The 26382-nt window shown below is 38.2% G+C and carries 20 protein-coding genes, 1 pseudogene and 2 other annotated features; of the genes and pseudogenes, 1 reads left to right on the top strand and 20 read right to left on the bottom strand.

The annotated features are described in order from the left end of the window. Positions 1-10: 10 nt before the first annotated feature. The 19 genes from yfmH to ezrA all read right to left on the bottom strand — a co-directional run bounded on the left by yfmH (position 11) and on the right by ezrA (position 25142). Positions 11-1309, bottom strand: coding sequence for an EF-P 5-aminopentanol modification-associated protein YfmH (yfmH, locus tag QOS06_RS05395; RefSeq protein WP_003671938.1), 1299 nt, complete (start codon positions 1307-1309; stop codon positions 11-13). 4 nt (positions 1310-1313) lie between these two features. Further along, entirely contained in the window at positions 1314-2561 is a 1248-nt protein-coding gene (gene yfmF, locus QOS06_RS05390) for an EF-P 5-aminopentanol modification-associated protein YfmF (protein ID WP_098035354.1), read from the bottom strand. Positions 2562-2764: 203 nt separating this feature from the next. After that, on the bottom strand, positions 2765-3616 hold the full coding sequence (locus QOS06_RS05385; protein WP_283595609.1) for an amino acid ABC transporter substrate-binding protein: 852 nt from the start codon (positions 3614-3616) through the stop codon (positions 2765-2767). Between the two features lie 17 nt (positions 3617-3633). Next, positions 3634-4284 (bottom strand): amino acid ABC transporter ATP-binding protein, encoded by a 651-nt coding sequence (locus QOS06_RS05380; protein ID WP_003667608.1) that lies wholly within the window; start codon positions 4282-4284, stop codon positions 3634-3636. Between the two features lie 14 nt (positions 4285-4298). Next, positions 4299-4946 carry an amino acid ABC transporter permease gene (locus tag QOS06_RS05375; protein WP_003671946.1) on the bottom strand — a complete coding sequence of 216 codons (648 nt, stop codon included), beginning with the start codon at positions 4944-4946 and terminating at the stop codon, positions 4299-4301. 182 nt (positions 4947-5128) lie between these two features. After that, positions 5129-5362 (bottom strand) — a binding site (T-box leader). Between the two features lie 51 nt (positions 5363-5413). After that, a complete protein-coding gene (gene mreD, locus QOS06_RS05370; RefSeq protein WP_019252402.1) occupies positions 5414-5950 on the bottom strand; it encodes a rod shape-determining protein MreD in 537 nt (178 codons plus the stop codon). 6 nt (positions 5951-5956) lie between these two features. Next, the gene (gene mreC, locus QOS06_RS05365) at positions 5957-6814 is read right to left on the bottom strand and encodes a rod shape-determining protein MreC (RefSeq protein WP_035160182.1); all 858 of its coding nucleotides are present in this window, start codon (positions 6812-6814) and stop codon (positions 5957-5959) included. Between the two features lie 133 nt (positions 6815-6947). Continuing rightward, complete coding sequence (locus tag QOS06_RS05360) at positions 6948-7949, bottom strand: rod shape-determining protein (RefSeq protein ID WP_003666650.1); 1002 nt, start codon at positions 7947-7949, stop codon at positions 6948-6950. A gap of 135 nt (positions 7950-8084) precedes the next feature. Further along, positions 8085-8717 carry a JAB domain-containing protein gene (locus QOS06_RS05355; RefSeq protein ID WP_003671949.1) on the bottom strand — a complete coding sequence of 211 codons (633 nt, stop codon included), beginning with the start codon at positions 8715-8717 and terminating at the stop codon, positions 8085-8087. A gap of 61 nt (positions 8718-8778) precedes the next feature. Beyond that, complete coding sequence (locus QOS06_RS05350) at positions 8779-10092, bottom strand: bifunctional folylpolyglutamate synthase/dihydrofolate synthase (protein WP_098047015.1); 1314 nt, start codon at positions 10090-10092, stop codon at positions 8779-8781. A 102-nt stretch (positions 10093-10194) separates the two neighbouring features. Continuing rightward, positions 10195-11409, bottom strand: coding sequence for an NAD(P)/FAD-dependent oxidoreductase (locus tag QOS06_RS05345; protein ID WP_098047014.1), 1215 nt, complete (start codon positions 11407-11409; stop codon positions 10195-10197). 54 nt (positions 11410-11463) lie between these two features. After that, positions 11464-13209 (bottom strand): thiol reductant ABC exporter subunit CydC, encoded by a 1746-nt coding sequence (gene cydC, locus QOS06_RS05340; RefSeq protein ID WP_098047013.1) that lies wholly within the window; start codon positions 13207-13209, stop codon positions 11464-11466. Continuing rightward, the gene (gene cydD, locus QOS06_RS05335; protein WP_098047012.1) at positions 13202-14932 is read right to left on the bottom strand and encodes a thiol reductant ABC exporter subunit CydD; all 1731 of its coding nucleotides are present in this window, start codon (positions 14930-14932) and stop codon (positions 13202-13204) included. The genes cydC and cydD overlap by 8 nt, the downstream gene beginning before the upstream one ends. 6 nt (positions 14933-14938) lie before the next feature. Then, entirely contained in the window at positions 14939-15955 is a 1017-nt protein-coding gene (gene cydB / locus QOS06_RS05330) for a cytochrome d ubiquinol oxidase subunit II (RefSeq protein WP_283595605.1), read from the bottom strand. Then, positions 15956-17374, bottom strand: coding sequence for a cytochrome ubiquinol oxidase subunit I (locus tag QOS06_RS05325; protein WP_011953418.1), 1419 nt, complete (start codon positions 17372-17374; stop codon positions 15956-15958). It lies immediately after the preceding gene. Positions 17375-17756: 382 nt separating this feature from the next. Then, positions 17757-20411: a valine--tRNA ligase gene (locus QOS06_RS05320; RefSeq protein WP_283595604.1), complete on the bottom strand. Its 2655-nt coding sequence runs from the start codon at positions 20409-20411 to the stop codon at positions 17757-17759. Positions 20412-20483: 72 nt separating this feature from the next. After that, positions 20484-20694, bottom strand: a binding site (T-box leader). 42 nt (positions 20695-20736) lie between these two features. Beyond that, a complete protein-coding gene (gene thiI / locus QOS06_RS05315; RefSeq protein WP_003671958.1) occupies positions 20737-21957 on the bottom strand; it encodes a tRNA uracil 4-sulfurtransferase ThiI in 1221 nt (406 codons plus the stop codon). Between the two features lie 21 nt (positions 21958-21978). Next, positions 21979-23127 carry a cysteine desulfurase family protein gene (locus tag QOS06_RS05310; RefSeq protein ID WP_003671959.1) on the bottom strand — a complete coding sequence of 383 codons (1149 nt, stop codon included), beginning with the start codon at positions 23125-23127 and terminating at the stop codon, positions 21979-21981. A 311-nt stretch (positions 23128-23438) separates the two neighbouring features. Next, positions 23439-25142, bottom strand: coding sequence for a septation ring formation regulator EzrA (gene ezrA / locus QOS06_RS05305; protein ID WP_283595602.1), 1704 nt, complete (start codon positions 25140-25142; stop codon positions 23439-23441). A 390-nt stretch (positions 25143-25532) separates the two neighbouring features. On the opposite strand from ezrA, the gene rpsD reads away from it, so the two are divergent. Continuing rightward, positions 25533-26138, top strand: coding sequence for a 30S ribosomal protein S4 (gene rpsD, locus QOS06_RS05300; protein WP_003666632.1), 606 nt, complete (start codon positions 25533-25535; stop codon positions 26136-26138). A 91-nt stretch (positions 26139-26229) separates the two neighbouring features. On the opposite strand, the pseudogene QOS06_RS05295 reads toward rpsD, so the two are convergent. After that, positions 26230-26382, bottom strand: a pseudogene (locus tag QOS06_RS05295) (IS30 family transposase); the annotation flags it as partial.

The following is a 26382-nucleotide window of genomic DNA, read 5'->3' as shown; positions in this document are numbered from 1 at the left end:
AAAGTTTAGTTTATTGATGTTGCGGAACAACTTGGTATACCGAAATACCTTGAGGAGTAATGAACTCTTTTGCAACTTGATAAAGATCATCAATCGTGATAGTTTCCAAGGTCGCTATCTCATCCATCAAGCTAGCACCGGCAAAGAGGTTTCCAGCATAACGATTAGCAATTGCTTCTGGCGAATCTAATAAGCCAATTAACCGCCCTAGTTCTGCCTTTTTAATTCCCTCAAACCTTGTCCGCGCCGCTTCAATTTGCTGGTCAGCACTTTCAAGAATATCAATGATTTCATCTGCAAAGCGTTCCATCTGATCAGTATCAGAGCTAAAGTACGCAAAGTGAAAGCCCCGTTGCATTTCAAAATTGTAACTAAACGTGTCATCTAATGTTTCATTATTATACAAACGCAAATAATTATCTGAAGTATCGTCAAACAAAACATCTAACAAAAGATCAATTGCTAATTTGTAGTGGAGCCGTTCTTTACCATCATCAAATTGCTTGGTCCCCCGTAAACCTACCATCACTTTGGGACGAACAATATCCATCGTTAATGAACGAAATGGAATTACATCATGAGCAGTTGGATCGTTCAAGCTAAATAACCGTTGGGGTGTCTCTGCGGGAGCAAAAATCTTTTGTTCTTGATTTTGCTTGATCCACCCCATTGTTTCTTCTGGATCTAAGCGTCCTACAAGGAAAAGGTTCATATTGGTTGGTTGATAGAAAGTCCGGTAACTATCCATCAAAATTTCTGGTGTAATATGACTGATTGATTCAACCGTTCCCGCAATATCAATCCGCATTGGATCTTTGGGATATAAATTGCCTAAAATACCTAGGTAAAGCCGCCAACTCGGATCATCCTCATACATTTGAATTTCTTGGCCAATAATCCCCTGCTCTTTTTTCACTGTCTCTGCAGTAAAGTAGGGATCTTGAACAAAATCTAACAAAACATCTAAATTCTCATGGAGGTTACTAGTGGTCGAAAAAAGATAACTTGTTTGAGTAAAACTAGTAAAGGCATTTGAATCAGCTCCTAGTTTACCAAACAAATCAAAGGCATCATGATCTTTTTTCTCAAACATTTTATGCTCAAGGAAGTGGGCAACCCCGTCTGGAACAGTAATCGCCTCCTTTTGATTGTACGGTATAAAATGATTATCAATGGAGCCAAAATCAGCTGTTAAAATAGCATATGTCTTATGGTAGCCTTCCATTGGTAAGAGCTGGACTTTCAAACCATTTGATAATTGTTCACGATAAATGGACTGGTTAAATTTTTGATAAACTTCTCTATCCATATAATTATTTCTCACCACTTAATAAATAAACTGCCTGAAGTTTCATTTGTTTAGCAACGCGCATGACGTCAGCTATGGTTACTTTTTTTATTTCAGTAATAAAGTTCTTATCCGATTCATTGACTAATTTGGTAACTAATTGTTGCTCCAAAACATTACTTGCCAAATCATGACCTGCACGGTATTGGTTAATCAAACTATCTTGAACTTCACTCAGCGTCTCAGTAGTAAAATCACCATTTTGCAAGGCAGTCAATTGTTCCTGAATCATATTTTGAACTTTTTCTTGATCACTCGCTTGAATTCCCGTTTGAACACTTATAATCCCATTAAATGGAAGGAGCCGGCTAGAGGCATAATAAGCTAAACTAGCTTTTTCACGGACATTCGTAAAAAGTTTTGAATATGGCGTGCCACCAAAAAGCCCATTGAAAACCAAACCAGCATAGTAATCAGCATCATGATAATAGACAGGTAAAGAATATGCCAAATTTAACTTTGCCTGATTTACTTGTTGGTATTCTGTTTTTCTTTGAACTTGATCATACAATGCTTGATGATATAAAGGTGAATTATTAGCAATATCGCGATCTTTAAAAGGCAACTTAGCAATAACTTGCTGAGCACGCATCGGATCAATGTCACCTAACACAAAAATATCAATTTTATCTTCATTAATCATTGAATGATACGTTGAAACTAAACTTTTAGCATTTAAGTTCTCAAGATCAGCAATTTGACCGAAACTAGGAACCTTCATTACAGAATCATTTTGGTAGTACAAGTCCATAAGACGTTGATTAGCCAAAAATTGTTTATCGTCATAAAGCGACTTTATCGCACTTTTTAAATTATTAGATTGAATCCTAAAAGTAGGACCATCAAATTCCCCGTCATCGATCAGGGGATGGAAAATGATCTCATTTATTAAGCTACTAATCTTTTCAAATAAATCTTCATCAACAAAGCGATCATTAACAAAACTTGCTCGCAATCGAACAGTATGCAATGTCCCCAGCCGGTTAACATATAAATTAACATAAGCACCATATAAAGATGCCAGTTGACGAGCCAAAGCCGTCTGTGTTGGATAGCGATGCGTGCTGGTCTCTAATAGGTTTGCCAATAAATTTCGTGCAGTAGCATTCGTTGGTGTTTGCGGAGTCGCAAAATCTATTAAGACGTGATTCATCTTAAATTGTTTTGTGGGTATAATGTGCAAGTCCACGCCACGAGCAAGATTAAAATCCACGTTCTCTTTCTCCCTTCAATATAAAATGCAGCAAGAGGGGTTCCACTAGCTGCAACCTAGTTACATTCGAATTATCATACTGAATAATGATACGTTAAATATGACTAAATTACAAACCGATTACGTAAATTCATCATATTTTTATTAATTTGTTTGTAGGAAACAATAAAGGGCAGAGACTATTTCCTAAGTCCCTGCTCTTTTTATTTAGTGTTATCCGGTCCCAAGTAGTTATTATCTTGACCGAACCATTTTTCATTAAGCTTCCGTAATTCACCATTTTTCTGCAAATTACCTAAGCCTTGATTAATTTTCTTCTTTAAGGTCTTGTCACCTTTTCGCATTCCCACTGCAAAATGTTCCATTGGCAGCTCTTTGCTAATATAAGTGCGATACGAATTACTATTTGGTTGGTGCTTAATATAGTAATTAGCATAAACCTCGTCCATTAAAATTCCTTGAATTCGATTTGCATTTAAATCAATAAATGCATTAGGAAATGTATCATAAAGTACTGGTGTATGGTTCTTTATTTTATCCTTTAATAACTTTGGCTTCTCATCCAAAACGGTTACTCCCGTTGAACCATTCTGCACCCCGAGTATTTTGCCCGTCATCCCGTTCAGATTTTTAATGTTACCCTTCTTTTTAGTTACTAATATCTGCCGATTCTCTAAATAGTAACGACTAAAGGCAACTTTTTTGGCACGGCTAGGATTAACAGAATACCCATTCCATAACAAGTCAATCGTACCATTTTTTAACTCAGTCTCTTTCATTGACCAATCAATTGGCTGAAAATCAACTTTTATTCCATACTGCTTAAAAACAGCCCGGGCAAGATCAACGTCATAACCAACTAGTTTTCCATTCTTTTGGCGAAAACCCATTGGAACAAAACTGTCATCAAGGCCGACAATTACTCTTTTTCGGCGCTCAATCCGGTTCCATGTATCTTGCGTATCAGCACGCTTTGTTACACTTTCACAGCCACTAAGAAGGAGAACAGGTACTACTAACAAAATAAGTAACCAAATTGCTTTCGCTTTTTTCATCAGTATATCTCCTCTCACTATTTATTCTGACGTTGATCCAGTGGTTGTACTCGTAAAATATCATCAGCAATATCTTCCGCAAATTCTAAATCGTGAGTAACAATTAATTGAGTCATTCCGTCCTTCTTTAATCCCAAAATAATATTAGCCACATCTTTTCGGAGGTTTGGATCAAGCGCTGATGTTGGTTCATCATAGCACAAAATTTTAGGCTTCATTGCTAATGCACGAGCAATGGCAACCCGTTGCTTTTGTCCACCCGAAAGTTGGTAGGGGTACAATTTTCCTTTGGTATTAAGCCCTAATTCTTCAAGCAGTTTTTGCGCTTCAGCAATTGCTTCTTGTTTATCCTTTTTCAATACCATCATCGGCGCTAACGTGATATTTTCCATTACCGAAAGATTTGGGAAAAGCTTAAAGTCTTGAAAAACCACACCGATTACTCGGTCAGCTGCATCTGTTCCCTGAGGATCAAAGCGACGACCGTTAATGAAAAACTCACCACTATCGGGAGTTTCCAGTCCAGTAATACAACGAAGTAAGGTCGTTTTCCCAGCACCTGATGGACCAACAATACAAAGAATCTCACCATCTTTAACTGTTAAATTAACCCCATCTAAAATTTGCCGATCACCAAAACTCTTTTTTAAATCTCGAACTTCTAACATTTAGATTCCCTCCTTTACTTGAAGTATGCATAACATTTTTCAACTTGCCGTAGAATTAATGTACAAATTCCTACAAGGATCAAATAGATTAATCCGACTAACATCAATGGAACAAGTGTGACATCCCGTGAAGTTGCAACGTTTCCTGCTCGAAGTAAATCACCAAGACCAATTACGTAAACTAACGATGAATCTTTTACTAAGTTAATAACTTCATTTCCAATTGATGGAATAACAATTTTTATTACCTGAGGAATGATAATTTTACGAAGGGTTTGCCAGTAGCTTAGGCGTAAAACACGAGCTGCTTCAAACTGACCTTGATCAACAGATTGGAAACCACCACGGAAAATTTCAGCAAAATAAGCTGCATAGTTCAAAATAAAAGCAACTAGGGCGGCATCGTAACGTTCAAAAACAATGCCAATAATTGGTAACCCATAGAATACAAAGATTAGTTGAAGTAGCAAAGGCGTTCCCCGCATTAACCAAACATAAATTTCTAACACCCACTTCAAAGGCTTAATTTTAGAAGTAAGTCCTAAGCTAACCAAAATTCCTAATGGCAGTGATCCAACTAATGTCCAGAAGAAAATCTGTAATGTAAGAGCAGCACCTTGAAATAATGAAGGTAGAATTTCACTTATATATTGCATTGACATTTACTATTGCCTCCTTAAATTCTTGACTAATAGAAATAACAGGAAAAGAAAAATCCTCTAGGAGATACCTCCTAGAGGACGAGTACATCGTGGTTCCACCTCATATTTACAAACATTTCACAATATTTGCCTTAATAAGTCTATTTTAATGAAACAAAAAACACCCTCGAGCCTAAAATGGCTACGAGGGCGTTTCCGCGGTTCCACCTCATCTTGCTATTTTCTCACGAATAATAGCCTTAGTGAGTTCATTAAAATAAACTCCGCGCTGTAACGGGCTTCCCCGGGTCTTCCTACTATGGCTTTCAGAAGGCCAACTCACAGATGTGATTCAAGCCAAAGCATCGATCCCTTCCCATCATTAAGGACTCTCTTTGCAATGCTTAAAGCTCTACTAGTCTGTTCACTGTCATTTATGATGTTGTAAATATCCTATACTGGAATATCTATTGTGTCAAGCACTAATTTTAAATTTGATCATTGTCTAATGCCCAGCGATATATTGCGCGAATTGGCCAGAAGAGGACAACAAAATAAATTAGGTTCAATGCTAACGTTGGAGCAAGCGTATAAATAAGATAGTCGCCAAAACCAACATTAGTAATATTCACTAAATAATATGCCCAATAATTAAACGTCTCAAAAATGACAATATCAACAAAGAAAATCATAATCATCGAAAGAAATGATGAACTAAAATAACGAGATAAAATTTTAGTTATTTCGACTACTAATGGATACAAGAAAATATACAATCCTAAAATTCCCGAAAAATATAAATCGTAAACTGCACCAGCAGCAATTGCAAATGGAATTAATGGAATCTCAATATCATCTTGAAAGAAGTACGATAAGACTAACCATAGTAAGACAAGTTCACTCACCATTGAATAGGGATAACTGAAAAATAATGGTGCCCACACATGGCTTAAGGCTCCGTCCAAAAACAGACATACAAATAAGCCAATTGGGAATATATATTTTAAGCGTGATAAACGATACATAATTTATCACTCCTGCGAAGCTGCTTCAGCAACTGTAACAATATTAATATCATTAAAGTCCGTTGCTGGAGTAATATAGATTTTCTGGGCGAGGCCATAATCATCTTTACCGACATGCGACACGCGACCAACGTAAAGTCCCTTTGGTGTCACACCACCCATTCCACTGGTTACTACTCGGGTACCCTTTTTTATTTTAGCTTTAGAAGTTACTTGTCCCATTTCAAGCTCGTTATTTCTTGCATTATATCCGGTGATAATCCCGTTAATCACCTTCCCATTTTGACCATTAAGGGTAATTGCAAAACGGTTCGATGATTCACTAGTATCACTCAATAATTCAACTTTACTATTAGTTTTATTTACTTCTGTAATCCGACCAATTAACCCACTACCACTCATAACGGGCATATTCTTCTTAATACCACTAGATTGACCTTTATTAATTACGAGTTGTCGTTGCCATGAAGATGGTGTGCGCATTAACACAGCCGCTGTAACTGTATTATAGTCGGTCATTGAATTATTAAGTTTTAACTGTTGTTTTAATTGTTTATTTTCATGAGCTAAGGTCTGATCACGGACTTTAGTTTGTGCTAATTCAGTTACTTGCTGTTTAAGTTCACGGTTTTCAGAATAAGTATTCATCAACCCATTTATTGAACTTATACTTGTCTGTGCCCAATTTACAGGGAGAGCAACTGCACTATCAACAAAGCCAACAATATCATTTCCAAATTGTTGGATAATCGGTGGTGTATTTCGTCTATTCCGTAAAGAAACAGAACCTGCCATTAGTCCAAAACAGACAACTAGAATTATCACAGCAATAACTAATCGGCGATTGGAAAAAAATTTCTGCATTATGACCCTCCAATGCATACACAAGGTAATTAAGACGGGGCCTGCCAAACAATTCTGCTCGGCACTCAGCCCCGTCAATCATTAGTTAGTACTAATGATGATTCATCGCTGACGTCACTGTCAGAGAATCATTTTACTTTTTCTTCATTACATCAATACTCTTTAATGACTCGCCGGTACCAATAGCAACACAGTCAAGGGGATCATTAGCAATAAATACTGGTACTTTGGTTGCATCTGCAATAACATCTGGTAAATGCTTTAATAATGCGCCCCCACCAGTTAATACAATCCCGTGATCAATAACATCAGCAGCAATTTCTGGGGAAGTTTCTTCAAGTGTTCCTTTAATTGCCGTAATAATACTATCAACAACATCTTGGAGGGCCGTTGAAACATCCTTCGCAGATACTTGCATTGTCTTTGGCAATCCAGTTACAAGATCACGACCGCGAACTTGTGTTGTTCCCATTTCTTCAGCAGCTTCAACAGATGCAGACCCAATATCCCACTTAAGCTTTTCAGCTGTTCGTTCACCAATTAATAAATTCATATGTTGACGAACATATTGAACAATTGCATCATTCATCTTATCTCCTGCCATTCGAATGGACCGGCTTGAGACAATACCACCTAATGAAATGGTAGCAACATCAGTAGTACCGCCACCAATATCAACAACCATACTACCGGTTGGATCCATAACCGGTAATCCAGCTCCAATGGCTGCTGCAAATGGTTCTTCAATAACATAAGCATCACGAGCACCTGCAACTCGAGTAGCATCAATCACTGCCCGCTTTTCAACTTCCGTGATCCCACTAGGAACACATACCATAACATATGGCTTACCATTATTTCCTAGTGCTTTATCAATGTAATACTTCATCATTGCAACTGTTGTGTCGTAATCAGCAATAACACCGTCTTTCATTGGTCGGATAGCCACAATGCTTTCTGGCGTCCGTCCGATCATATCACGGGCATCACTGCCAACAGCGATTACTTCGTTAGTCTTAGAATTACGAGCAACAACTGATGGTTCTCTTAATACAATACCCTTACCTTCAAGGTAGACAATTGTATTAGCAGTTCCAAGGTCAATGCCAAGATTTTTTGTTCCAATTCCTAGCAATCTGCTTCTTCCCTTCGTCTTAAAATCAAATTAATATCGTGCATATTATACCATAGCCACTCGGTACATACGAACATTAATATACATTAATAAGAACAAAGAAAGCGTAATTATTATAATAAATTAAAGGTTTCTTTACTTTTTAAGCTCATTAACGAGACTAGCTTCACGCCAACTATGGTATGTATCACGACCAACAATCATAAAGTCAACTAAATGAAGTCCAATAATCTCACATCCTCGTTCTAAGCGACGAGTAAAAGATTCATCTTGCTTAGAAGGATGAATGTCTCCCGTCGGATGATTGTGGATCATAATAATTCCTTGAGCTGAACACCGGAGCGCATATTGAAAAATCTTATCAGGATAAAGAATACATTCGCATCCGCCGCCTACAAACAAAATTTTCCAATCAATTATCTCATTATGGATATCTGTACAGGCAATACAAACACTTTCTTGCTCCTCACTTTGAAAATGGTCAACCATCTTGCGTCCTAATTCGATACTCGAATAAGCATGGCCAATAATTTCTTCGTGACTTTTAGTTACTATCTTCCCTAATTCAATAGCAGCAAAAAAGTTAAGCATTTCTGGCGCCCATTCATTTATCTCATTTTTTTCAATACGTGAAAGCCGTTTAATTGCTAGGGGAGTAGGACACTTACGTAAGAAACGTTGACATAATTCCTGCTTCTTTGTTCCCGGTTTATCAGGAATAGCCGTCCAGACTAATTTTGTATATTCGTTAATCACTTCATTTTCCATAAATAATTCTCCTTTTTACACTCTATATATTTAAATACGGAAAATTTGTGCTTTTACACTTTTAATTTAAAAAGAATCTACGAACATCTGAAACAAAATAAAGAGAACCAGTAATAATCATTACATCGTCCGCACTCATTTGACTTGCCACCTGCCCGATTCCTAATCGCCAGTCGTTAATAATCTGGATGGGATATTTAGTTGGAATATCAGCAACTGCTTTTGCTAAGTCTGCACTTGGCCTTTTTGGACCGGGGCCAGCAAAGTGAGTAACAGTTAAGTGAATATTCCCCAAGCTTGCTAATTCCCCAAGCATTAATTCATATTGCTTATCAGCCAAAATCGCTACCAAGAGGTAAACTTCCCGATCGGCAAAATCATTCTTAATAGTATGAACCAGGGCCTGGACACCAGGAAGATTATGAGCGCCATCTAGTAAGACCAGAGGAGTAGTATTTATTTCTTCTAATCGCCCCGGCCAAGCAGCATTTTCTAATCCCGCTATCAAAGCACGACGATCAATTGCCAGCCCACGCTTCTCCATAAAAAGCTCAAGAGCCATCAAAGCAACTGCTGCATTTTCTATCTGATAGTCGCCTGGCAACCCAAGAATTATTTCTGTTTTTTTCAGATTTTTTCCTTGATACCGAATTTTCGCGTGGAACTGATGACCATTAAGTTTGTGAACAGTAAAGTCTTTTCCTAATTCAAAAACCGGGGATTTTTTCTCCTTTGCATCTGCGAGAATAGTTTCGCGCGCTTCTGTTGGGAGAGCACCTAAAACAACTGGGACACCTTTTTTGATTATTCCCGCTTTTTGGGTCGCAATCTTAGCTAAAGTATCACCTAAATACTTCATATGATCCCAGCCAACTGTCGTGATCACGCTAACAACTGGCGTAATTACATTAGTAGAATCGTATAGCCCCCCAATCCCCACTTCAAGCAATATAACATCAGGCTTCTTTTCAGCCATATAGCAAAACATTAATGCTGTATCAATTTCAAATTCAGTTGGACCGCCTGTTTCTAATGTATCATCAAGTTTTTTGACAACAGGGGCAATTTTTTGAACTAATCTTAAAAGATCATCATCACTAATTGGGATTCCATTATACTCAATTCGTTCATTAAATCGTGTAATAAAAGGTGATGTAAAACTTCCAACAGTAAGGCCACTTTCCAGTAAAGCAGACCGCATCATTGCAACGGTTGATCCCTTACCATTAGTTCCTGTAACGTGAATGTATTTAAGTCCTTCTTGTGGGTTCCCTAATTCTGCCAAGAATCGTTTCATCCGTGTGAGTGTTGGAATTTTCTTGAATTGTGTTCGTCCATGAATAAAAGATAATGCTTCATCATAAGTTTTAATCATTTATTTCACCCTTTATTTATTATAACCATACCTTTTTAGCATATAAGCATAAAAACGAGGCTGTTGAAAAAACAAAAGTTTTTTCTCAGCCTCATTCATTTTCTAGTGATATAAGTCAAAGCGTCCTTTAGCAAATAGCTCTTTCAAACCACCTGTTTCTAACAAGGAACGGTCAGCAATAATTTTCTTCATTGCTGAAGCAGGATATCCACGTAATTCATGACCCATTGCTTCACCAAATGCCCGCGTATTACCAACGGAAGCAACTGTTCCTAAGGACTTGTAAGTAAATGGCTTAGCTTCATGCTTGCCAGTCTTAATACGGCTAACAATGTCTTCAGCCGTGTAATCAGCCATTGCTAAAGCGATTTGTGCAGTAGTTGGGTATGGGCGTTTACCATCCGGTGGCATTACGGCAGCAACATCCCCAATGATGTAAATATCATCGTGCTTAGGATCTGTTAAGTGGTCAGTAACGATTACCCGGCCACGCTTAGCATCAAAGCCACATTCTTCCATCAATGGATTACCACTTACTCCAGTTGTCCAGATGATTGTACCAGCATTAAGGAACTCATCATCATCATCTCCATGCTTGTAGATGACCTTCCCAGGTTCAATCTTGCTAATTCGTGAACCATCAAGTAATTGCACGTTAAGGCTCTTAACAAGGTTTACCCCATATTCGGCAAGTTTTTCACTAAACATTGGAAGTAATCTTGTTGAAGCTTCAATCAGCGTAATTTTAATTTCATTTGGTGAAACTCCAGCGATTTTGGCATAACTTGCTCGAGCGTCAACAAGCGCCCCTGCTAATTCAATTCCAGTAAATCCACCACCACAAATAACAATTTGAAGATCATCAGGATTGTGAGTGGTACGATAATCTTTCATTTTGGCAATGATATGGTCATAAATTGCTAAAGCTTCTTTAACATTAGTCATCGGTAATGCATTTTCTTCAGCACCAGGGATTCCAAAGGTTTCTGAAACAAAACCGAGTCCTAATACACAATAATCATAGTGCAGTAGCTCTTCATGACCAGCAAGTTTAACTGTCTTTTTATCAGGATCGATCTTTACAACTTCATCTTGGATAAAGGTAGTAATTTGTGGATTAATAACATCACTAATTGGATAAGTGATCCTTGAAGCACTTTGCGTTCCCGCAGCAGCTTCGTGTAAATCAGTAGCTTCATAATGATAATTATTACGATCAACTAGTGTAATATGAACATTATTTTTTAGCTTTTTTTGTAATAATACGACCGTCTTTAAGCCAGCGTAACCAGCTCCAAGTACAACAACTTCTTTCATTACTATTCATCCCTTCATCAATAGTCCTATTTTATTATAACATTTCTAAACTAGCTAGATACCCTCATCTGCCATTTTTAACGCCCGGTAATGTTCATTTGTTTTTTGTAATTCTGCCGGGCTGCCTTGCATTGAAATTTTACCATCCTCGATAAAAACAACTTGATCCATCATTTCTATGCCTTGTAAATGGTGAGTAATCCAAATCAAAGTTTTTCCTTGTAGCTGCTCCATAAAAGTCTCAATTATCTTTTCTTCTGTTACCGGGTCTAAACCTACAGTTGGTTCATCTAAAAGGATAATGGGCGTATCTTTGAGCAAAATCCGGGCAAGAGACAACCGGTGACGCTCTCCGCCAGAAAACCGTAACCCTGCCTCATCAACCATCGTATGAAGCCCTTTTGGCAGTCGTCTAATCATAGCGGCCAACCCAACACGTTCAAGAACATCCCATACTTGATCCTCTGTCGCATCTTCATTTCCCAAACGAATATTATTTAAGATTGTGGTATGAAACAAATATGGTGATTGGTGAACGATCCCAATATAATTCGAAATCTCATCACCAAATTCATCCGTTGGCACATTATTAAGAGTAACAGTGCCCGAAGTAGGCTTCCGGTCTCCACGAATTAAACTAGCTAACGTACTCTTTCCAGCCCCACTGCGACCAAGAATGGCAAGTTTTTCGCCTGGATTAACATCAAGATTAATCCCCCGCAAGATCATCTTCTCTGTTTTAGGATAGCGATAATAAACATCTGTAATTTTAAGATGATAAGGAGCGGCAATCTCAATATTAGCCTTAGAAGGAGCAGGCGGTTGTGGTAATTCATTCAATCGCTTTAATGAATCCGTATATACATTAGTTTCTTGAGCAGCTGCTGGCAAGCTAGACAACACTTCATCAAGGGGAAAGACACAAAGGACAAAGGCCGCAATCCAATTTGCACTGCCTCCCCAATGGCCGCCAAAACGCGCTGCTCCCCATATAATAAGACTAACAACCACTAATAAAATCATTACCTGAAGGATAAAATCACGCCAATGTTCAAAACGTTTCATCGCTTTTTTAGATGCTAATACGTTTTTCTCACTTTTATCATAGTGCTGCAGGTAATCCGCACTGCGCCCCGCAAATACCCAGTCTGTAATCCCCATGATATTATCAGTAAGATCAGCATACAAGGTATTGGTATATTGCTTTTCTAGTTGCTGGCGTGCACCATTAACAAGCACTGACCACACGGGAACAGCAATGATGATTAACCCAAATAGAATTAACATTAAAAGACCCATTAGTGGAGAAATTATCCCCATTCCAATAACGATAATGGCATAAAGTCCAAATGCAACCAACATTGGAAAAATCGTTCGTAAATATAAATTTTGAATGTGAGCAACATCTTCTGAAAGTAACCCAAGAATATCTCCAATTCGATACTTACTATTAAAGAAAACGGCATCCTGCTCTAACGAATCATAAAGCTTTTTACGAAATGCAGAAGTCATTTTAAGAACCCAATTATGACTAACCAATCGTTCAAAATAATTAGTCACCGGTCTAAAAATCCCAAAGGCACGAGTAAGAACAATGGGAACATATACTAACAAAATATTAAAAGGCATCGTTGCAGACTTACTGATTAAATAGCCCGCAGTGAACATCAATCCACTAGCATAAATAAAGATAACAATCCCCAGGGTAATTGCTAATACCAAGGTCCACTTATAACGCTTCAGGAAGGGTTTCACCCACCGATCATGTTTCATTGCTTTAAGTAAAGGAATTTTATTCATGGGTTATCTCCTTTCCGCGTGTTTGGTCCATCAGTTCTGTAAAGTAACCATGTTCATCAAGCAACTGCTGATACGTTCCTTGTTCAATTAACTTGCCATTCTTCAACACTAAAATGTAGTCCATCTGCTTCATCCAATGCAAACGGTGGGTAGCAAAAAAGACTAACCTATTTTCCATCAACGGAAGCATTCTTTTTTTCAACTCTAGTTCAGTCTCAATATCAAGGTGGGCGGTCGGCTCATCAAAAATCATTACCCGACGTTCTGGATCAAGAAATGCTCGTGCTAAGGCAATTCGCTGTGCCTGTCCACCGCTTAATGCTCGGTGGCCACTGCCAATCATCGTCCCTAATCCTTGAGGTAATTCAGCAACAAGATCATCTAAGCCGACAACATGAATCGCTTCTTTTATTTTATCTTCACTGACATTTGGAGTATAAAAGGCAATATTATTTTTTAACGTATCTGCAAAAATATAGGGAGTCTGTGGAATGTAGAGAATCTGTTTTTGCCAGTCATGAATATCCAAAGTCGTTACTTTTTTTCCTTGAATGGTAATTTGGCCACTTGTCGGCGCTAAAAAGCCACTTAAAAGATTAATTAAAGTTGTCTTTCCGGCCCCACTCATCCCAATAATGCCAATTTTTTGATTCCCCTTAACAGTTAAATCAAGGTTTGTTAATTCACTGCCATTTTGAGGATACATAAACTCAATATTCTCAAAACTTAACTCATCGACTCCTGTCCACTGGTGTAATTCAACAGTCGGCTTCTTTGGTAATGGCATCTCAAGAATTCGCCGAACCGCATGAAATGAATTTTTACCATTCAACGTCGCATGGTAATCACTTGCAAAGTTCCTAATCGGCAAAAAATACTCAGGTGCCAAAATCAAGATTGCTAGTGCCGGGAATAGCAATAAGTGACCGTTAATTAACCGTAAGCCAAGAAAGACTGCTAAGATTGCAATAGCTAATGTAGTGAAGAAATCAAGAGCAAACGTTGATAACATCGCTACTTTAATCACACTCATTGTTGACTTGCGAAAACGCTCACTTGACCGATAAATACTTTGCGAATACTTCTTACTAAGGCCAAAGTACTTCAATGTGTCAATCCCCCGCAAAGAATCAATAAAGTGATTAGACAATATTTGAAAAGCTGCAAACTGTCGATCTGCCTTAGCCTTCGCTGCATAGCCTAAAATAATCATGAATAAAACAATCAAAGGATAAACTAACAACATAACAATGCCAGAAATCCAATCAAACCAAAAACAGACAACCAAAATAATGACTGGAATAATCATCATGCTGATCACCTTGCTATAGATGAGTCGAATATAATTTTCAACTTCTTTAATGCCATCAAGAGCAAGAGTAACCATATTACCGGTTCCCTCCCGCTGAACAATTACCGGTCCAAGCGCAAAGACTTTTTTTAATAATTGCTGACGAAAGTTTTGGGCAGCATTAGCCGAATACTTATCAAGCCAATCATTCCCAATTTCGGTTAGCCCATGACGCAAAAGGTAGCAAATAATAAATCCACCTAAGCCATATATTTGACTTAAAAGAGAATGTCCCTGCCATAAGCCTGTTAGTAAAGCAGCCAAACTTAATCCCTGACCAAGGATAAGAAAAGCCTGCAGGACATAAAGCCCCACAAGCTTAATCATGATATGTCTGCTCCCCTCGATTTTGAAGAGTAGTCGATCAATCATAACTTTTTATTTAACCTCCGGAATAGCTGGCATTGCAATCCGTTTACGGAAAATCCAGTAAGCCCAGATTGTATATGCCAAAACAAATGGTAAAAGACAGCAAGTAGCAATCGTCATCACTGTCAACGTATATTCTGTTGAGGAAGCATTTTGAATAAGAATGCTGTATTTCGGACTAATGCTACTAATTAGTACTCGTGGGAAGAGACCAATAAAGATCAATACAACTAAAGATACTAAGGTTAACCCACTTGAAATAAAGGCAATTAGTTCATGACCAGCAAAGATTTCTGCTTGGGCTAAAACTGAGAAACCAACAATCAATATAAGCATAATGATTGTGCCAACTGGGTGAACAGCCATAAAGTCGGTCATAAAGATTAATAATAGTGCAAAGACAACTTCGCCAGCATAAAGAATCCAGTACAAAAATTCAGCGTAGTTCCGGGCGCGTTCCTGAACCGGACCAGTCGTCTTTAAGGCAATATAATTAATTCCATGTAAGTAGGTTAAAAGCAATAAGGCAATCCCACCAACAACTGAAAGCCAGTTGAAATAGTCAAAGAATCCTGCGTGAAAATTGCCGTTAGCATCAATTGGCATTCCATGAATCATGCTAACAAACATAATACCAAGGAAAAATGGAACGATTGCACTACCAATTGCTAATGCCCAATCCCAGATCCGCTTTTGTGACATTGGACTATTTTTACGGAATTCAAAAGAAACACCACGGATAATTAAACCAGCTAGGATAATCATTAAGATTAAGTAATACCCACTGAAAAGACTAGCATACCAATATGGAAAAGATGCAAACATTGCACCACCAGCCGTGATTAACCATACTTCATTTGCATCCCAAACTGGTCCAATTGTCCGCACAAGTTGATCACGCTCTGATTCGTTATGAGCAAGTGTTTCGACCGCCATTCCTACCCCATAATCAAATCCATCTAGGAAGAAGAAGCCAGCAAAAAGCACTCCAATCAATACAAACCATAATAATTGAAGAAAACTCATCTAGAACGCCTCCTTGTCAAATGGGTCAAGAACCTTCTTGAATTTAGGTTCAATTGCTTCCGATGGATCTTTACGTAACTCAAGAACAATTAACCAAATTAATGTAATTGCAAGAGTTGTAAATAATACGAAGTAAACAATATTTGATGTTAACAATGATCCAACTGAAACATTTGGTGATACACTTTCAGCAATTGTAAACAAGCCATAAACCGTCCATGGAATACGACCAAATTCCGTTACAAACCAACCAGCAGTATTACCGATAAATGGTAAGAAAGTGGTAATTGCAATACACCAAAGTGCCCAGCGGCGTTGTGCAAGTGGTTTCTTGCTCTTTTCTCTTGTCATAATTAATCCAACTAATGAAACTAAGAAAATCCAAGCACCGACTGCACACATAATCCGGAAACTATAGAACAGCGTATTTACTGGTGGGTAGTAATCAAGATTCTTGCCGTACTTTTTCTTATATTGGGCATTGAGCTCATTCATCCCGGTAACCGCACCAGTAGTTTTGTGGTATGACAAAATACTTAGGGCATAGGGAATATCGATATTGCCTTTTACTTCATGGTCTTTCATATCAGCAATACCAACAATTGTCCACGGTGCATGCTTACCAGTAGTCGTGAATACGTCTTCAGTAGCTGCAAACTTCATTGGTTGTTCTTTGATTAAGTATTGCATCTGGGCATCCCCTAACGCAATTCCACCAATAGAGAAAATCAATGATACTAAAAGTCCTAAACGCATTGACTTCTTGTAAAACTTCTTATTAGCTTCAGAAAGTTTTTGGTTCTTGAGAAGTTGGAATGCTGTTAAACCAGCAATAATAATACCACCCATCATGATGGCGTTAAGGATAACATGTCCAAATTCATACCATAATTGGGGGTTTTTAAGCAATGCACCAAAATTAACCATTACTGCACGGCCACCCTTGATTTCATAACCAACTGGGTGTTGCATGAATGAGTTGGCAGTTAAAATCCATAAAGCAGATGTTAAAGAGCCAAAACTTGTCATCCAAATGAAGAAAAGGTGCAACCCTGGCTTAACCTTTTTCCAGGTAAATACCCATAAGCCAATAAATGTTGATTCAATAAAGAATGATAGCAAAGCTTCGAGGGCTAATGGCGCACCAAAGATATCACCCATAAACCGTGAGTAATCCGACCAGTTCATCCCAAATTGGAATTCCTGAATCAAACCTGTAACAACACCGACCGCAAAACTAAGTAAGAAAATATTTCCCCAAAATTTTGCCATTTTTTTGTATGTTTCGTCTTTAGTTGAGACATACATACTTTCCATAATGGCGACGATAAAAGCTGTTCCAATCGAAAACGGAACAAAGAAGAAATGGTAAACCGTCGTCATGGCAAATTGGAAACGTGCCAGACTAAGAATAGTCATTATAAATACCTCCCTCCGAAGTATATCGATAAAAAGAATAGTTGAAACCGTTTCCTGTTTCTCCACAATCAATCATAATACTTGTGATAAATAATTACAATAAATAAATGGTAAATATGTGAAATAATCTCTAAATAAACCGCTTAATTATCAGTTATTCAATCCTTATCAGTAGATAAATATTTTCGAACGATGCATGATTCTTTTTTCATATTAATCAAAAAAGGAATCAGCAATTGCCAATTCCTTTTTAATCTAATTTTAAACTATATTTATAAATATTATAGCTAATAGCATTCTCACAGTAGTCTAACCTATTTAATAAAATGATATAACTTTCATTTATTATTAAAAATGTTAATTATCCTACTATAAATTGACGCTAAGCTTGTTGAAGTGATTGAAGGCGTTCTTTAGCAGCTGCTAATTTTTGTTGCCATTCCGTTGCCTTTTGTCGTTCAGCTTCAACAACTTTTTCCGGCGCATTATTAACAAACTTTTCATTGCCAAGCTTCTTTTGTGAACGTTCTACTTCTTTTTCAAGTTTAGCAATCTCTTTTTCCATCCGATCTCGTTCTTCATCAAGGTCAACTAATTCAGCCATTGGGATGTAAACTTCTGCTCCAGTCAAAATACCGCTCATCGCAAGCTTAGGAGCTTCAACATCCTTACCAATAGTTAAGTTCTCTGGATGACAGAAGCGTTCAATGTAATCCCGGTTATCATTCAACATCTGTGCCAAGTGATCACTATCAACTTTTACCAAAATGTCAACTGGTTTAGACATTGGCGCATTAGCTTCATTTCGAATGTTACGAACAGCCTTAATCAATTCAATCAAACTATTCATTTGTTCAGTTGCGGCTGGATCATCAAGTTCGGCATTAGCAACTGGGTAATCTGCAACCATAATTGATTCACCATCATGCGGCATTGATTGCCATAATTTTTCGGTAACGAATGGCATGATTGGATGTAACATCTTCAAGGTCTGATCAAGAACGTAACCAAGAATGTTCTTAGTATCATTCTTTTCTTCGTCAGTCCCATTATTGAGTTTCTCCTTGGTCATTTCGATATACCAGTCACAGAAATCATTCCAGATGAAGTTGTAAAGTGCCCGACCAGCTTCACCAAATTCAAACTTGTCAAACTGTTCGTTAACCTGCTTTATAGTTGCATTTAACCGACTCAAAATCCACCGATCAGCTAAATCCCACTTACTCTTATCAGGAAGGACAGGAGCAGGCATCTCACCAAGGTTCATGATAACGTAACGACTAGCGTTCCAAATCTTATTAATAAAGTTCCAAGCTGCATCCATCTTAGTGTAGCTAAAACGAATATCTTGACCAGGAGTTGAACCAGTAATTAAGAACCACCGTAAGGCATCTACCCCGTACTTCTTGATAACATCCATTGGATCAATACCATTTCCTAAGGATTTACTCATCTTTCGCCCTTGTTCGTCACGAATCAAACCATGGAGAAGAACATTCTTAAATGGTGCCCGACCCGTAAATTCAAGCGATTGGAAAATCATCCGGGAAACCCAGAAGAAGATGATGTCATAACCAGTAACTAAAGTATTGGTTGGGAAGTAGCGCTTGAAATCTGCTGAATCAGTATTAGGCCAGCCCATCGTCGAGAATGGCCAAAGCGCACTGGAGAACCATGTATCAAGGACATCCTTATCTTGTTCCCAATTTTCGGCATCTTTAGGAGCTTCCATACCAACATAAACTTCGCCAGTCTGTTTGTTATACCAAGCTGGAATCCGGTGACCCCACCATAATTGACGAGAAATAACCCAATCATGAATATTTTCCATCCATTGCGTAAAGGTGTGTTCGAATCGTTCTGGAACGAAATTAACTCGGTCATCAGTATCTTGGTTCTTAAGAGCTGCTTCGGCTAATGGCTTCATCTTAACAAACCATTGTGTGGAAAGACGGGCTTCAACTTGTACCCCTGTTCGTTCTGAGTGACCAACAGAGTGAACAATTGGGTCAACCTTTAAGATATAACCTTGATCTTGAAGGTCCTTAACGATTGCTTCACGAGCTTCAAAACGGTCCATGCCTTCGTATTTACCAGCATTTTCGTTCATTGAGGCATCTTCATTCATTGTATTCAGCTCAGGAAGGTTGTGACGCTTACCTACCTTAAAGTCGTTTGGATCATGAGCTGGGGTGATCTTAACCATCCCAGTACCAAACTCAGGTGTTACGTAGTCGTCAGCAATAATCTCAATTTCTCGGTTGACAAGTGGTACCATGACCTTCTTACCAACTAAGTCCTTGTACCGTTCATCATTAGGGTTAACGGCAACCGCTTCATCCCCGAACATTGTTTCTGGACGAGTAGTGGCGATTTCGATGTAATCCTTACCGTTAAAAGTAGTTCCATCAGTAAATGGATACTTAACGTGGTAGAATGCACCCTTATCATCCTTATGAATAACTTCAATATCTGATAAGGCCGTCCGTGCTTGTGGGTCCCAGTTGATGATGTAAGTTCCACGATAAATTAAGCCCTTATTGTAGAGATCAACAAAGACTTTTCGAACAGCCTTATTTAATCCTTCATCAAGGGTAAAACGTTCGTGGCCATAATCCACAGAAATACCCATCTTAGCCCACTGCTGGTGAATAATATCAGCATATTCATCTTTCCAGTCCCAAACTTGTTGAACAAACTTGTCACGACCAAGGTCATAACGAGAAATTCCTTGTTTACGAAGCCGGGCTTCAACTTTCGCTTGGGTAGCAATACCAGCATGGTCCATTCCAGGAACCCATAATACATCATAGCCTTGCATCCGCTTTTGTCGAATGATCATATCTTGTAAAGTTGTATCCCAAGCGTGACCTAAGTGCAACTTACCAGTAACATTCGGTGGTGGAATAACAATTGAATATGGGTGAGCTTTTTTGTCACCACTTGGTTTAAAGAATCCTTGATCAATCCACCATTGATAACGGCCTTCTTCAACCGCCGCTGGATCGTACTTGGTTGACATATCTTTTTCTGTCATGGCAGAAACTCCTTTCAGAACGCAATCTTCATTTTTATTTTGTGCATTAACTAAAAAACGCCCTATCACAATCGATAGGACGAATCATCGCGGTACCACCTAATTTGAGTATAAAATACTCCACTTTATCATTTCATAACGGTAAATGAACCGGACATACCTACTATTAATTTCAGTATATCAGCTCCCGAACTACCTTCATAAAGTTTAACTAATCCTCTCTCACTCTCAGGATCTCGCTTTTTAGGTGCCGCTTTACTACTCTTTCGGTCAATGCTTATTAAAATGTATCATAGCTAAATTATCAAACCTCGTCAAGGCCTAATTAAAGTAATTCAGCAAAAACATCTTCATTTTGGTTTAAATAATCTTCACCAGGATGAATTTCCGTAATTTCAATCCCATCAAGAGCTCGTTGCATTAACCCTTCAATATCAAGTCGTTTTTCGTATTCACGAGCTCGCTCAACGTTTGGCCGGGTTTTTGGCGATGGCGGTGTAAAGACAGTACAACAGTCTTCATATGGAAGAATTGAAAGATCATAGGTATCAATATCTTGGGCAATTTTAATAATTTCGGTCTTATCAAATGACAATACTGGTCGCAATACCGGATAAGAAGTTACATCATTAATCGCCAGCATACTTTCCATTGTCTGAGAAGCAACTTGCCCTAATGATTCACCATTAAAAATAGCCAGACCATGACGCTTAATCATTAAGGCAGCTGCCAACCGAAGCATCATTCGCCGTTGAATTGTCATTAAGTAACCTTCAGGAACTTTTTCCTTTACTGTTTCTTGAATTTCGGCAAATGGCACCTGAATAAACTTAATACTTCCACTATATTTTGCAAGACGTTCAGTTAATTGCTTGGCCTTTGCTAAAGCTTGGGGACTAGTATATGGCGGACTAAAGAAGTGAACCATTTCCATTGAAACGCCACGCTTCATCCCAAGGTAAGCAGCTACTGGTGAATCAATTCCACCAGACATCATCATCATTCCTTTACCAGCAGTACCAACTGGCAAACCACCAGCACCCTTAATCGTTTCACTTGAAAGGAAAATCCCATTAAGACGGATCTCAACCCGTAAAGTTAGGTCTGGATGGTGAACATCAACTTTTAATTTATCAGGAAACTTATCTAAGAGGTATCCTCCTAGCTTGTTGTTCATTTCAAAGGTATCAATTGCAAATTGGTGATCTGATCGACGAGTTTCCACTTTAAAGGTAATTGGCTTATCAACTTGTTCAGCGATCATCTGCGCTGCTGCCTCTGCAGTCGCTTCAAAAGTCTTATCAACTTTAATTGATGGCGAGAAGTTTTGAATCCCAAACACTAACTTCAAGCGATTCATCACTTGATCATAGTCAACTCCATTTAATTCAACATGCAACCGATCACGTTGTGCATGCACCTTTACCTGGTCAAAGCTATGAAGGGCCTTTCGTACGTTTACCCCTAAACGATCAATAAAGGACTTTTTATTATGTCCCTTTGTCGAAAGCTCACCATAACGAACCATAATTTCTGTATATTGCACGTTATGTTCTCCTTTCAGATTTTATTCAATAATTTTCTTAAAGCCAGCGTATAATTCATCAAATGTTTTATTAAACTGATCAGCTTCTTCAAGGGTATTTTGATCCCCAAGGCTAATCCGAACTGCACTTGTTGCAATATCTTCTGGAACCTTCATGGCAGCTAATGTTCCGGCTTCGGAATGCTTTTTAGACGAGCAAGCACTAGTAGTTGAGATATAGATATCCTTGTCTTCAAAGGCATGAACAATCGTTTCACCCCGAACTCCTACAATTGCAAAGCACAGTACATGGGAAGCGAAACCTTGATCGCGGCCAGAAATCAATTTTACATGATCAAATTTACTTAAATGGTCGTAAATCCGTTCTTTAATTGCTTGTTCACGTTTTACTGATTCCGCTTCATTTTCCTTTACTAACCGAATTGCTTTTGCCATTGCAACATTACCAGGTGTATTTTCTGTTCCATTTCGTAGTGTCCGCTCTTGACCACCACCAGCAATCAAAGGCTCTAACTTGCGCCCACTCTTGACGTAAACAAAACCGGTTCCTCGTGGAGCATGAAATTTATGACCAGAAAAAGTGGCAAAATCAACACGATCACTAAATACTTGGTCATCTAATCCTTTACCAATTGCCTGAACAGCATCCACCATAAAGTGAATGTTTGGATAATCTTTAAGGATTTCTCCCACTTCTTTAATTGGCTGAATCGTTCCAATTTCATTATTAACTGCCATGATAGACACTAAAATAGTATCTGGACGAATAGCGGCTTTAACATCAGCGGGATTGATCCGTCCCTCTTTATCAACCGGGAGATAGGTAACCTCAAATCCGAAGTCTTTTAGTTGCTCCAATGCATTTTTTACCGCCGCATGTTCAACACTAGTCGTAATAATGTGTTTGCCAAAACGGTGCTTAGCCATTGCAGTTCCTTTGATTACCCAGTTATCTCCTTCAGAACCACCACTAGTAAAAATAATCTCACTAGGCTTAACCCCGAATAACTTTGCGATCTGCTGGCGTGCCTGTTCTTGAAGGTTCCAAGCATTTTCACCAAAATTATGTAAGCTGCTTGGATTCCCCCAAATCTTTTGGCTCACGGTTTCGTATGTCGACAAAACATCCGGTAGTATCTTTGTCGTCGCACTATTATCAAAATAGATCATACTAATTTCCTTCCTAAAAATAATACACAGGGTTGTTACAAATGGGTAACCTACTCTGATTATGATTTCAACAGTATAGGATAGGCTACTGCTGAAGATTTCGACTCTTCTTAAAACGGTTTTATATTATAACAGAAAATTAGCTATTAGGCATTAATTATCACTATCATTTAATAAGAAAAAAGGAGGCTGGAAAAAACTTCATTTTTTCAACAGCCTCTTTATTTATAGGAACATTGTTTAAGATATCGTGGAACTAGCTTCGCGTCGTAACCACAAGGCGGTAGGCTAATTCCCACTCACCTTGATTTTTAATTTTTACCAATTTCACGATAATAGGTATCTTCAATTCGTTTGTAGCTACCAGGTTCTATTTCTTCTAAAACGGTCGCAATTGCTTCTAAGCTTGCCGTGTAGTTAAACTGCTTAAAAAGTTCTTGGGATTTTTTAGCTGCTGCTGCAATCTTTTCGTTATCACTAAACCGATTTGCATATTGTTGGAATCGTTCTGTTAATTCCGCACTATCACGAAGAATATCAGTCTTGTCATTTAATGTGTCTAGGTCTGACTCAACGATAATTAGTTGCTTCGTAATTTCATCCATATTGATCTTATACTCATTCAATTCATCAGCTAACTTTTTAATCTCATCGCTGACACCAAAGAAGTAATCTAAGTAATCTTTTGGTAAGCCAGGAAGGTTCAACTGTTCTACTTGCCGATGAATTGTACGAATCTGGGTGGAATATTTTTGCAGCATTTGACGGGCACGTTGTTCATCAGTTTGCAATTTAGCAACTTCATCGTTAAGCTTTTCTTGACTTTTTTCAATTTCAGTTAAGTTCTTTTGATTAGATTTTTGCCGATCAAGAACCTGACTATAAACAGCTGTTTTGTTAGCAATTGCTTCTGCGTCATCACGGTACTGCTTAATAATTGCTTTAATTTGTTCACCAAGTTCACGTACGGTTTCTTGTTCATGATTAGTAAGTGTGTAATTCAAACTTAACCGGTCTAATTCTACACCAAGTTCGTCATTTTGCCGTTGAGCGTGTTTTGTAAAGTCTTTCATCACTTCAATCAAATGAACAGCTTCATTCTTAGCATCAATTTCCTTTTGCATTACCCCGTATAAGTAATCAATCTGGTCACTAAGATCTTTATTAGATTGTTCCACAACATCTAATTGTAAATTGTTAAGTTGGTCAATCGTCTGATCCAGTTTGGATTGGAGCTGTTCAATTTGCTTATCAATATTTTTCTCCGTAAAGTGGAAATTTTGTTTTACAAGTGTCTTATAACCACTTTTTAGCTCGGATAATTGTTCTGGAAACTCGGTTGCAATTGGCTTATAGAGCTGAGGAATCTTCTTAAGGTCTTGTTCAAATTTATCGTTTTCAGATTGCAAATTGGTTAAAATCTCTTGAGCCGCTTCAATATCGCCCTTATTAGTTAAATCAGTAAATTGAGCGAATTGATCCTCTAATTCGTTTAATCTGCTATTTAACTGCTTTTCACTGTCTCCATATTCGAAGCTCTTCTCATTTAGTTGCCGGTGGAATTGACGATATTTATTTTTAATCTGCTCGACCGCTTGCTTATGGGTATGTTGTTGTTGACGAAGATGTTGTAAGTCTTTTTGGATCTGTTGGAGAGTTGTTGTTAACTTTGCCAAATCTGCTTGCAGGTCTCGAATCTGAGTGTTAATTGTCAGCAACTTGCTCGTCCGTGAATCTGCTAATAATTGGGGAGCTCGTTTATTAAAGGCTGTGATCGCTGGTCGCACTTGTTTTTCATACTTGTTTTTAATTGTTTCAAATTGCTTTTTAGCATCCCCGATTAGTTGCAATTCTTCAACATTTTTGATCTGCTGGTCAACTTTTTGATCTGCTAGCTTTTTCTCGCTTTCCATTAAGTCGTTGATCTGTTTAACAGCTCGTCGTTGATAAAAATATACGCAAGCTAATATTGCTACAACAATAATTAAAATACCAATCAATACTTGAAAAACCACTTTTTCCACCTACTACTTTTTATTGTTTATTGCTCTTGCACAATAATTATCCGTATAATCCTATTCAAAATTATAGCATACCACAATGAACGTGCTTTAAAAGATATGAAAAAACATCTACGTTTAATAAACTTTTATATTGTTCATCATTCTGCTAAAAAAGTTACGAGGTTTCTAAAGAAAAGATTGACTTATTATTACGAACCGTTGTATACTAGACTTTGTGTAAAATAATGCAGCAGTGAGGGGCAAGCTCGTCAACAGACTGGTGCCTAACGGTGTTTTTAGTAACCCGGCTGCTAGGGTGAAAGATTCAAATCAGCCTGCACGAATGCCAAGCTCACAATCGGATTATTTTACTCCAACTAAAATTATTGGAGGAATTTATTTATGTCTCGTTACACTGGTCCAAGTTGGCGTGTTTCACGTCGTCTTGGCGTTTCACTTTCAGGTACTGGTAAAGAATTAGCACGTCGGGCTTACGCTCCTGGTGACCACGGTCGTGATCGTCGCGGTAAGCTTTCAGAATATGGTACACAATTACGTGAAAAGCAAAAGCTACGTTTTATGTACGGTATGACTGAACGTCAATTCTCAAACCTTTTCGTTCGTGCCGGTAAGATTAAGGAAGGTACTCACGGTGCCAACTTTATGGCATTGCTTGAACGTCGTCTTGATAACATGGTTTACCGTCTTGGTTTAGCCACTACTCGTCGTCAAGCTCGTCAATTAGTTAACCACGGTCACATCACTGTTGATGGTAAGCGTGTTGATATTCCATCATACGAAGTTAAGGTTGGTCAAATCATCGCCGTTCGTGACAAGTCTAAGAACTTAGACATCATCAAGAACGCTGTGGAAGCTGTTGTTTCTCGTCCTTCATACGTTGACTTTGATGCCGACAAGCTTGAAGGTAAGCTTAACCGCATTCCAGCACGTGAAGATATGAACGCTGATATTGATGAAGCTCTTATCGTTGAATTCTACAACAAGTAATCAATAGCTATCACTTGTTTGATTCAACCCAAAAAGGCATTCCCAATTTCTTTGGGAATGCCTTTTTATTTACCCGAAATGTCAATTTAAGTTAGAAAGAAAATAGTTGCTCATCAGTGATGTAAGACATGAATACTTCATATGGAGTTCGATAGCCTAGTGATTTGCGGGGCAGGTTATTTCGCTTACTCATCAGTTGGGTTACCAATTCATCAGGAAGATTGCGGAAATCTAGCTGTTTCGT

Source organism: Limosilactobacillus sp. DJ3M12, from assembly GCF_947381695.1.
Taxonomy (GTDB): Bacteria; Bacillota; Bacilli; order Lactobacillales; family Lactobacillaceae; genus Limosilactobacillus; species Limosilactobacillus kinnaridis.
Note: the sequence above shows the minus strand (reverse complement) of the source record. Positions and strands in the feature narration are given on the sequence as shown.

What these genes read in the sequence shown, in the direction of transcription:
- QOS06_RS05345 (WP_098047014.1), bottom strand. Translation starts at nt 11,409, where the DNA reads ATGAAAGAAGTTGTTGTACTTGGAGCTGGTTACGCTGGCTTAAAGACG.
- cydC (WP_098047013.1), bottom strand. Translation starts at nt 13,209, where the DNA reads ATGAATAAAATTCCTTTACTTAAAGCAATGAAACATGATCGGTGGGTG.
- QOS06_RS05385 (WP_283595609.1), bottom strand. Translation starts at nt 3,616, where the DNA reads ATGAAAAAAGCGAAAGCAATTTGGTTACTTATTTTGTTAGTAGTACCT.
- QOS06_RS05375 (WP_003671946.1), bottom strand. Translation starts at nt 4,946, where the DNA reads ATGTCAATGCAATATATAAGTGAAATTCTACCTTCATTATTTCAAGGT.
- mreD (WP_019252402.1), bottom strand. Translation starts at nt 5,950, where the DNA reads ATGTATCGTTTATCACGCTTAAAATATATATTCCCAATTGGCTTATTT.
- mreC (WP_035160182.1), bottom strand. Translation starts at nt 6,814, where the DNA reads ATGCAGAAATTTTTTTCCAATCGCCGATTAGTTATTGCTGTGATAATT.
- QOS06_RS05325 (WP_011953418.1), bottom strand. Translation starts at nt 17,374, where the DNA reads ATGACTATTCTTAGTCTGGCACGTTTCCAATTTGCCATGACGACGGTT.
- yfmH (WP_003671938.1), bottom strand. Translation starts at nt 1,309, where the DNA reads ATGGATAGAGAAGTTTATCAAAAATTTAACCAGTCCATTTATCGTGAA.
- rpsD (WP_003666632.1), top strand. Translation starts at nt 25,533, where the DNA reads ATGTCTCGTTACACTGGTCCAAGTTGGCGTGTTTCACGTCGTCTTGGC.
- cydB (WP_283595605.1), bottom strand. Translation starts at nt 15,955, where the DNA reads ATGAGTTTTCTTCAATTATTATGGTTTGTATTGATTGGAGTGCTTTTT.
- cydD (WP_098047012.1), bottom strand. Translation starts at nt 14,932, where the DNA reads ATGATTGATCGACTACTCTTCAAAATCGAGGGGAGCAGACATATCATG.
- QOS06_RS05355 (WP_003671949.1), bottom strand. Translation starts at nt 8,717, where the DNA reads ATGGAAAATGAAGTGATTAACGAATATACAAAATTAGTCTGGACGGCT.
- QOS06_RS05320 (WP_283595604.1), bottom strand. Translation starts at nt 20,411, where the DNA reads ATGACAGAAAAAGATATGTCAACCAAGTACGATCCAGCGGCGGTTGAA.
- QOS06_RS05350 (WP_098047015.1), bottom strand. Translation starts at nt 10,092, where the DNA reads ATGATTAAAACTTATGATGAAGCATTATCTTTTATTCATGGACGAACA.
- QOS06_RS05310 (WP_003671959.1), bottom strand. Translation starts at nt 23,127, where the DNA reads ATGATCTATTTTGATAATAGTGCGACGACAAAGATACTACCGGATGTT.
- QOS06_RS05380 (WP_003667608.1), bottom strand. Translation starts at nt 4,284, where the DNA reads ATGTTAGAAGTTCGAGATTTAAAAAAGAGTTTTGGTGATCGGCAAATT.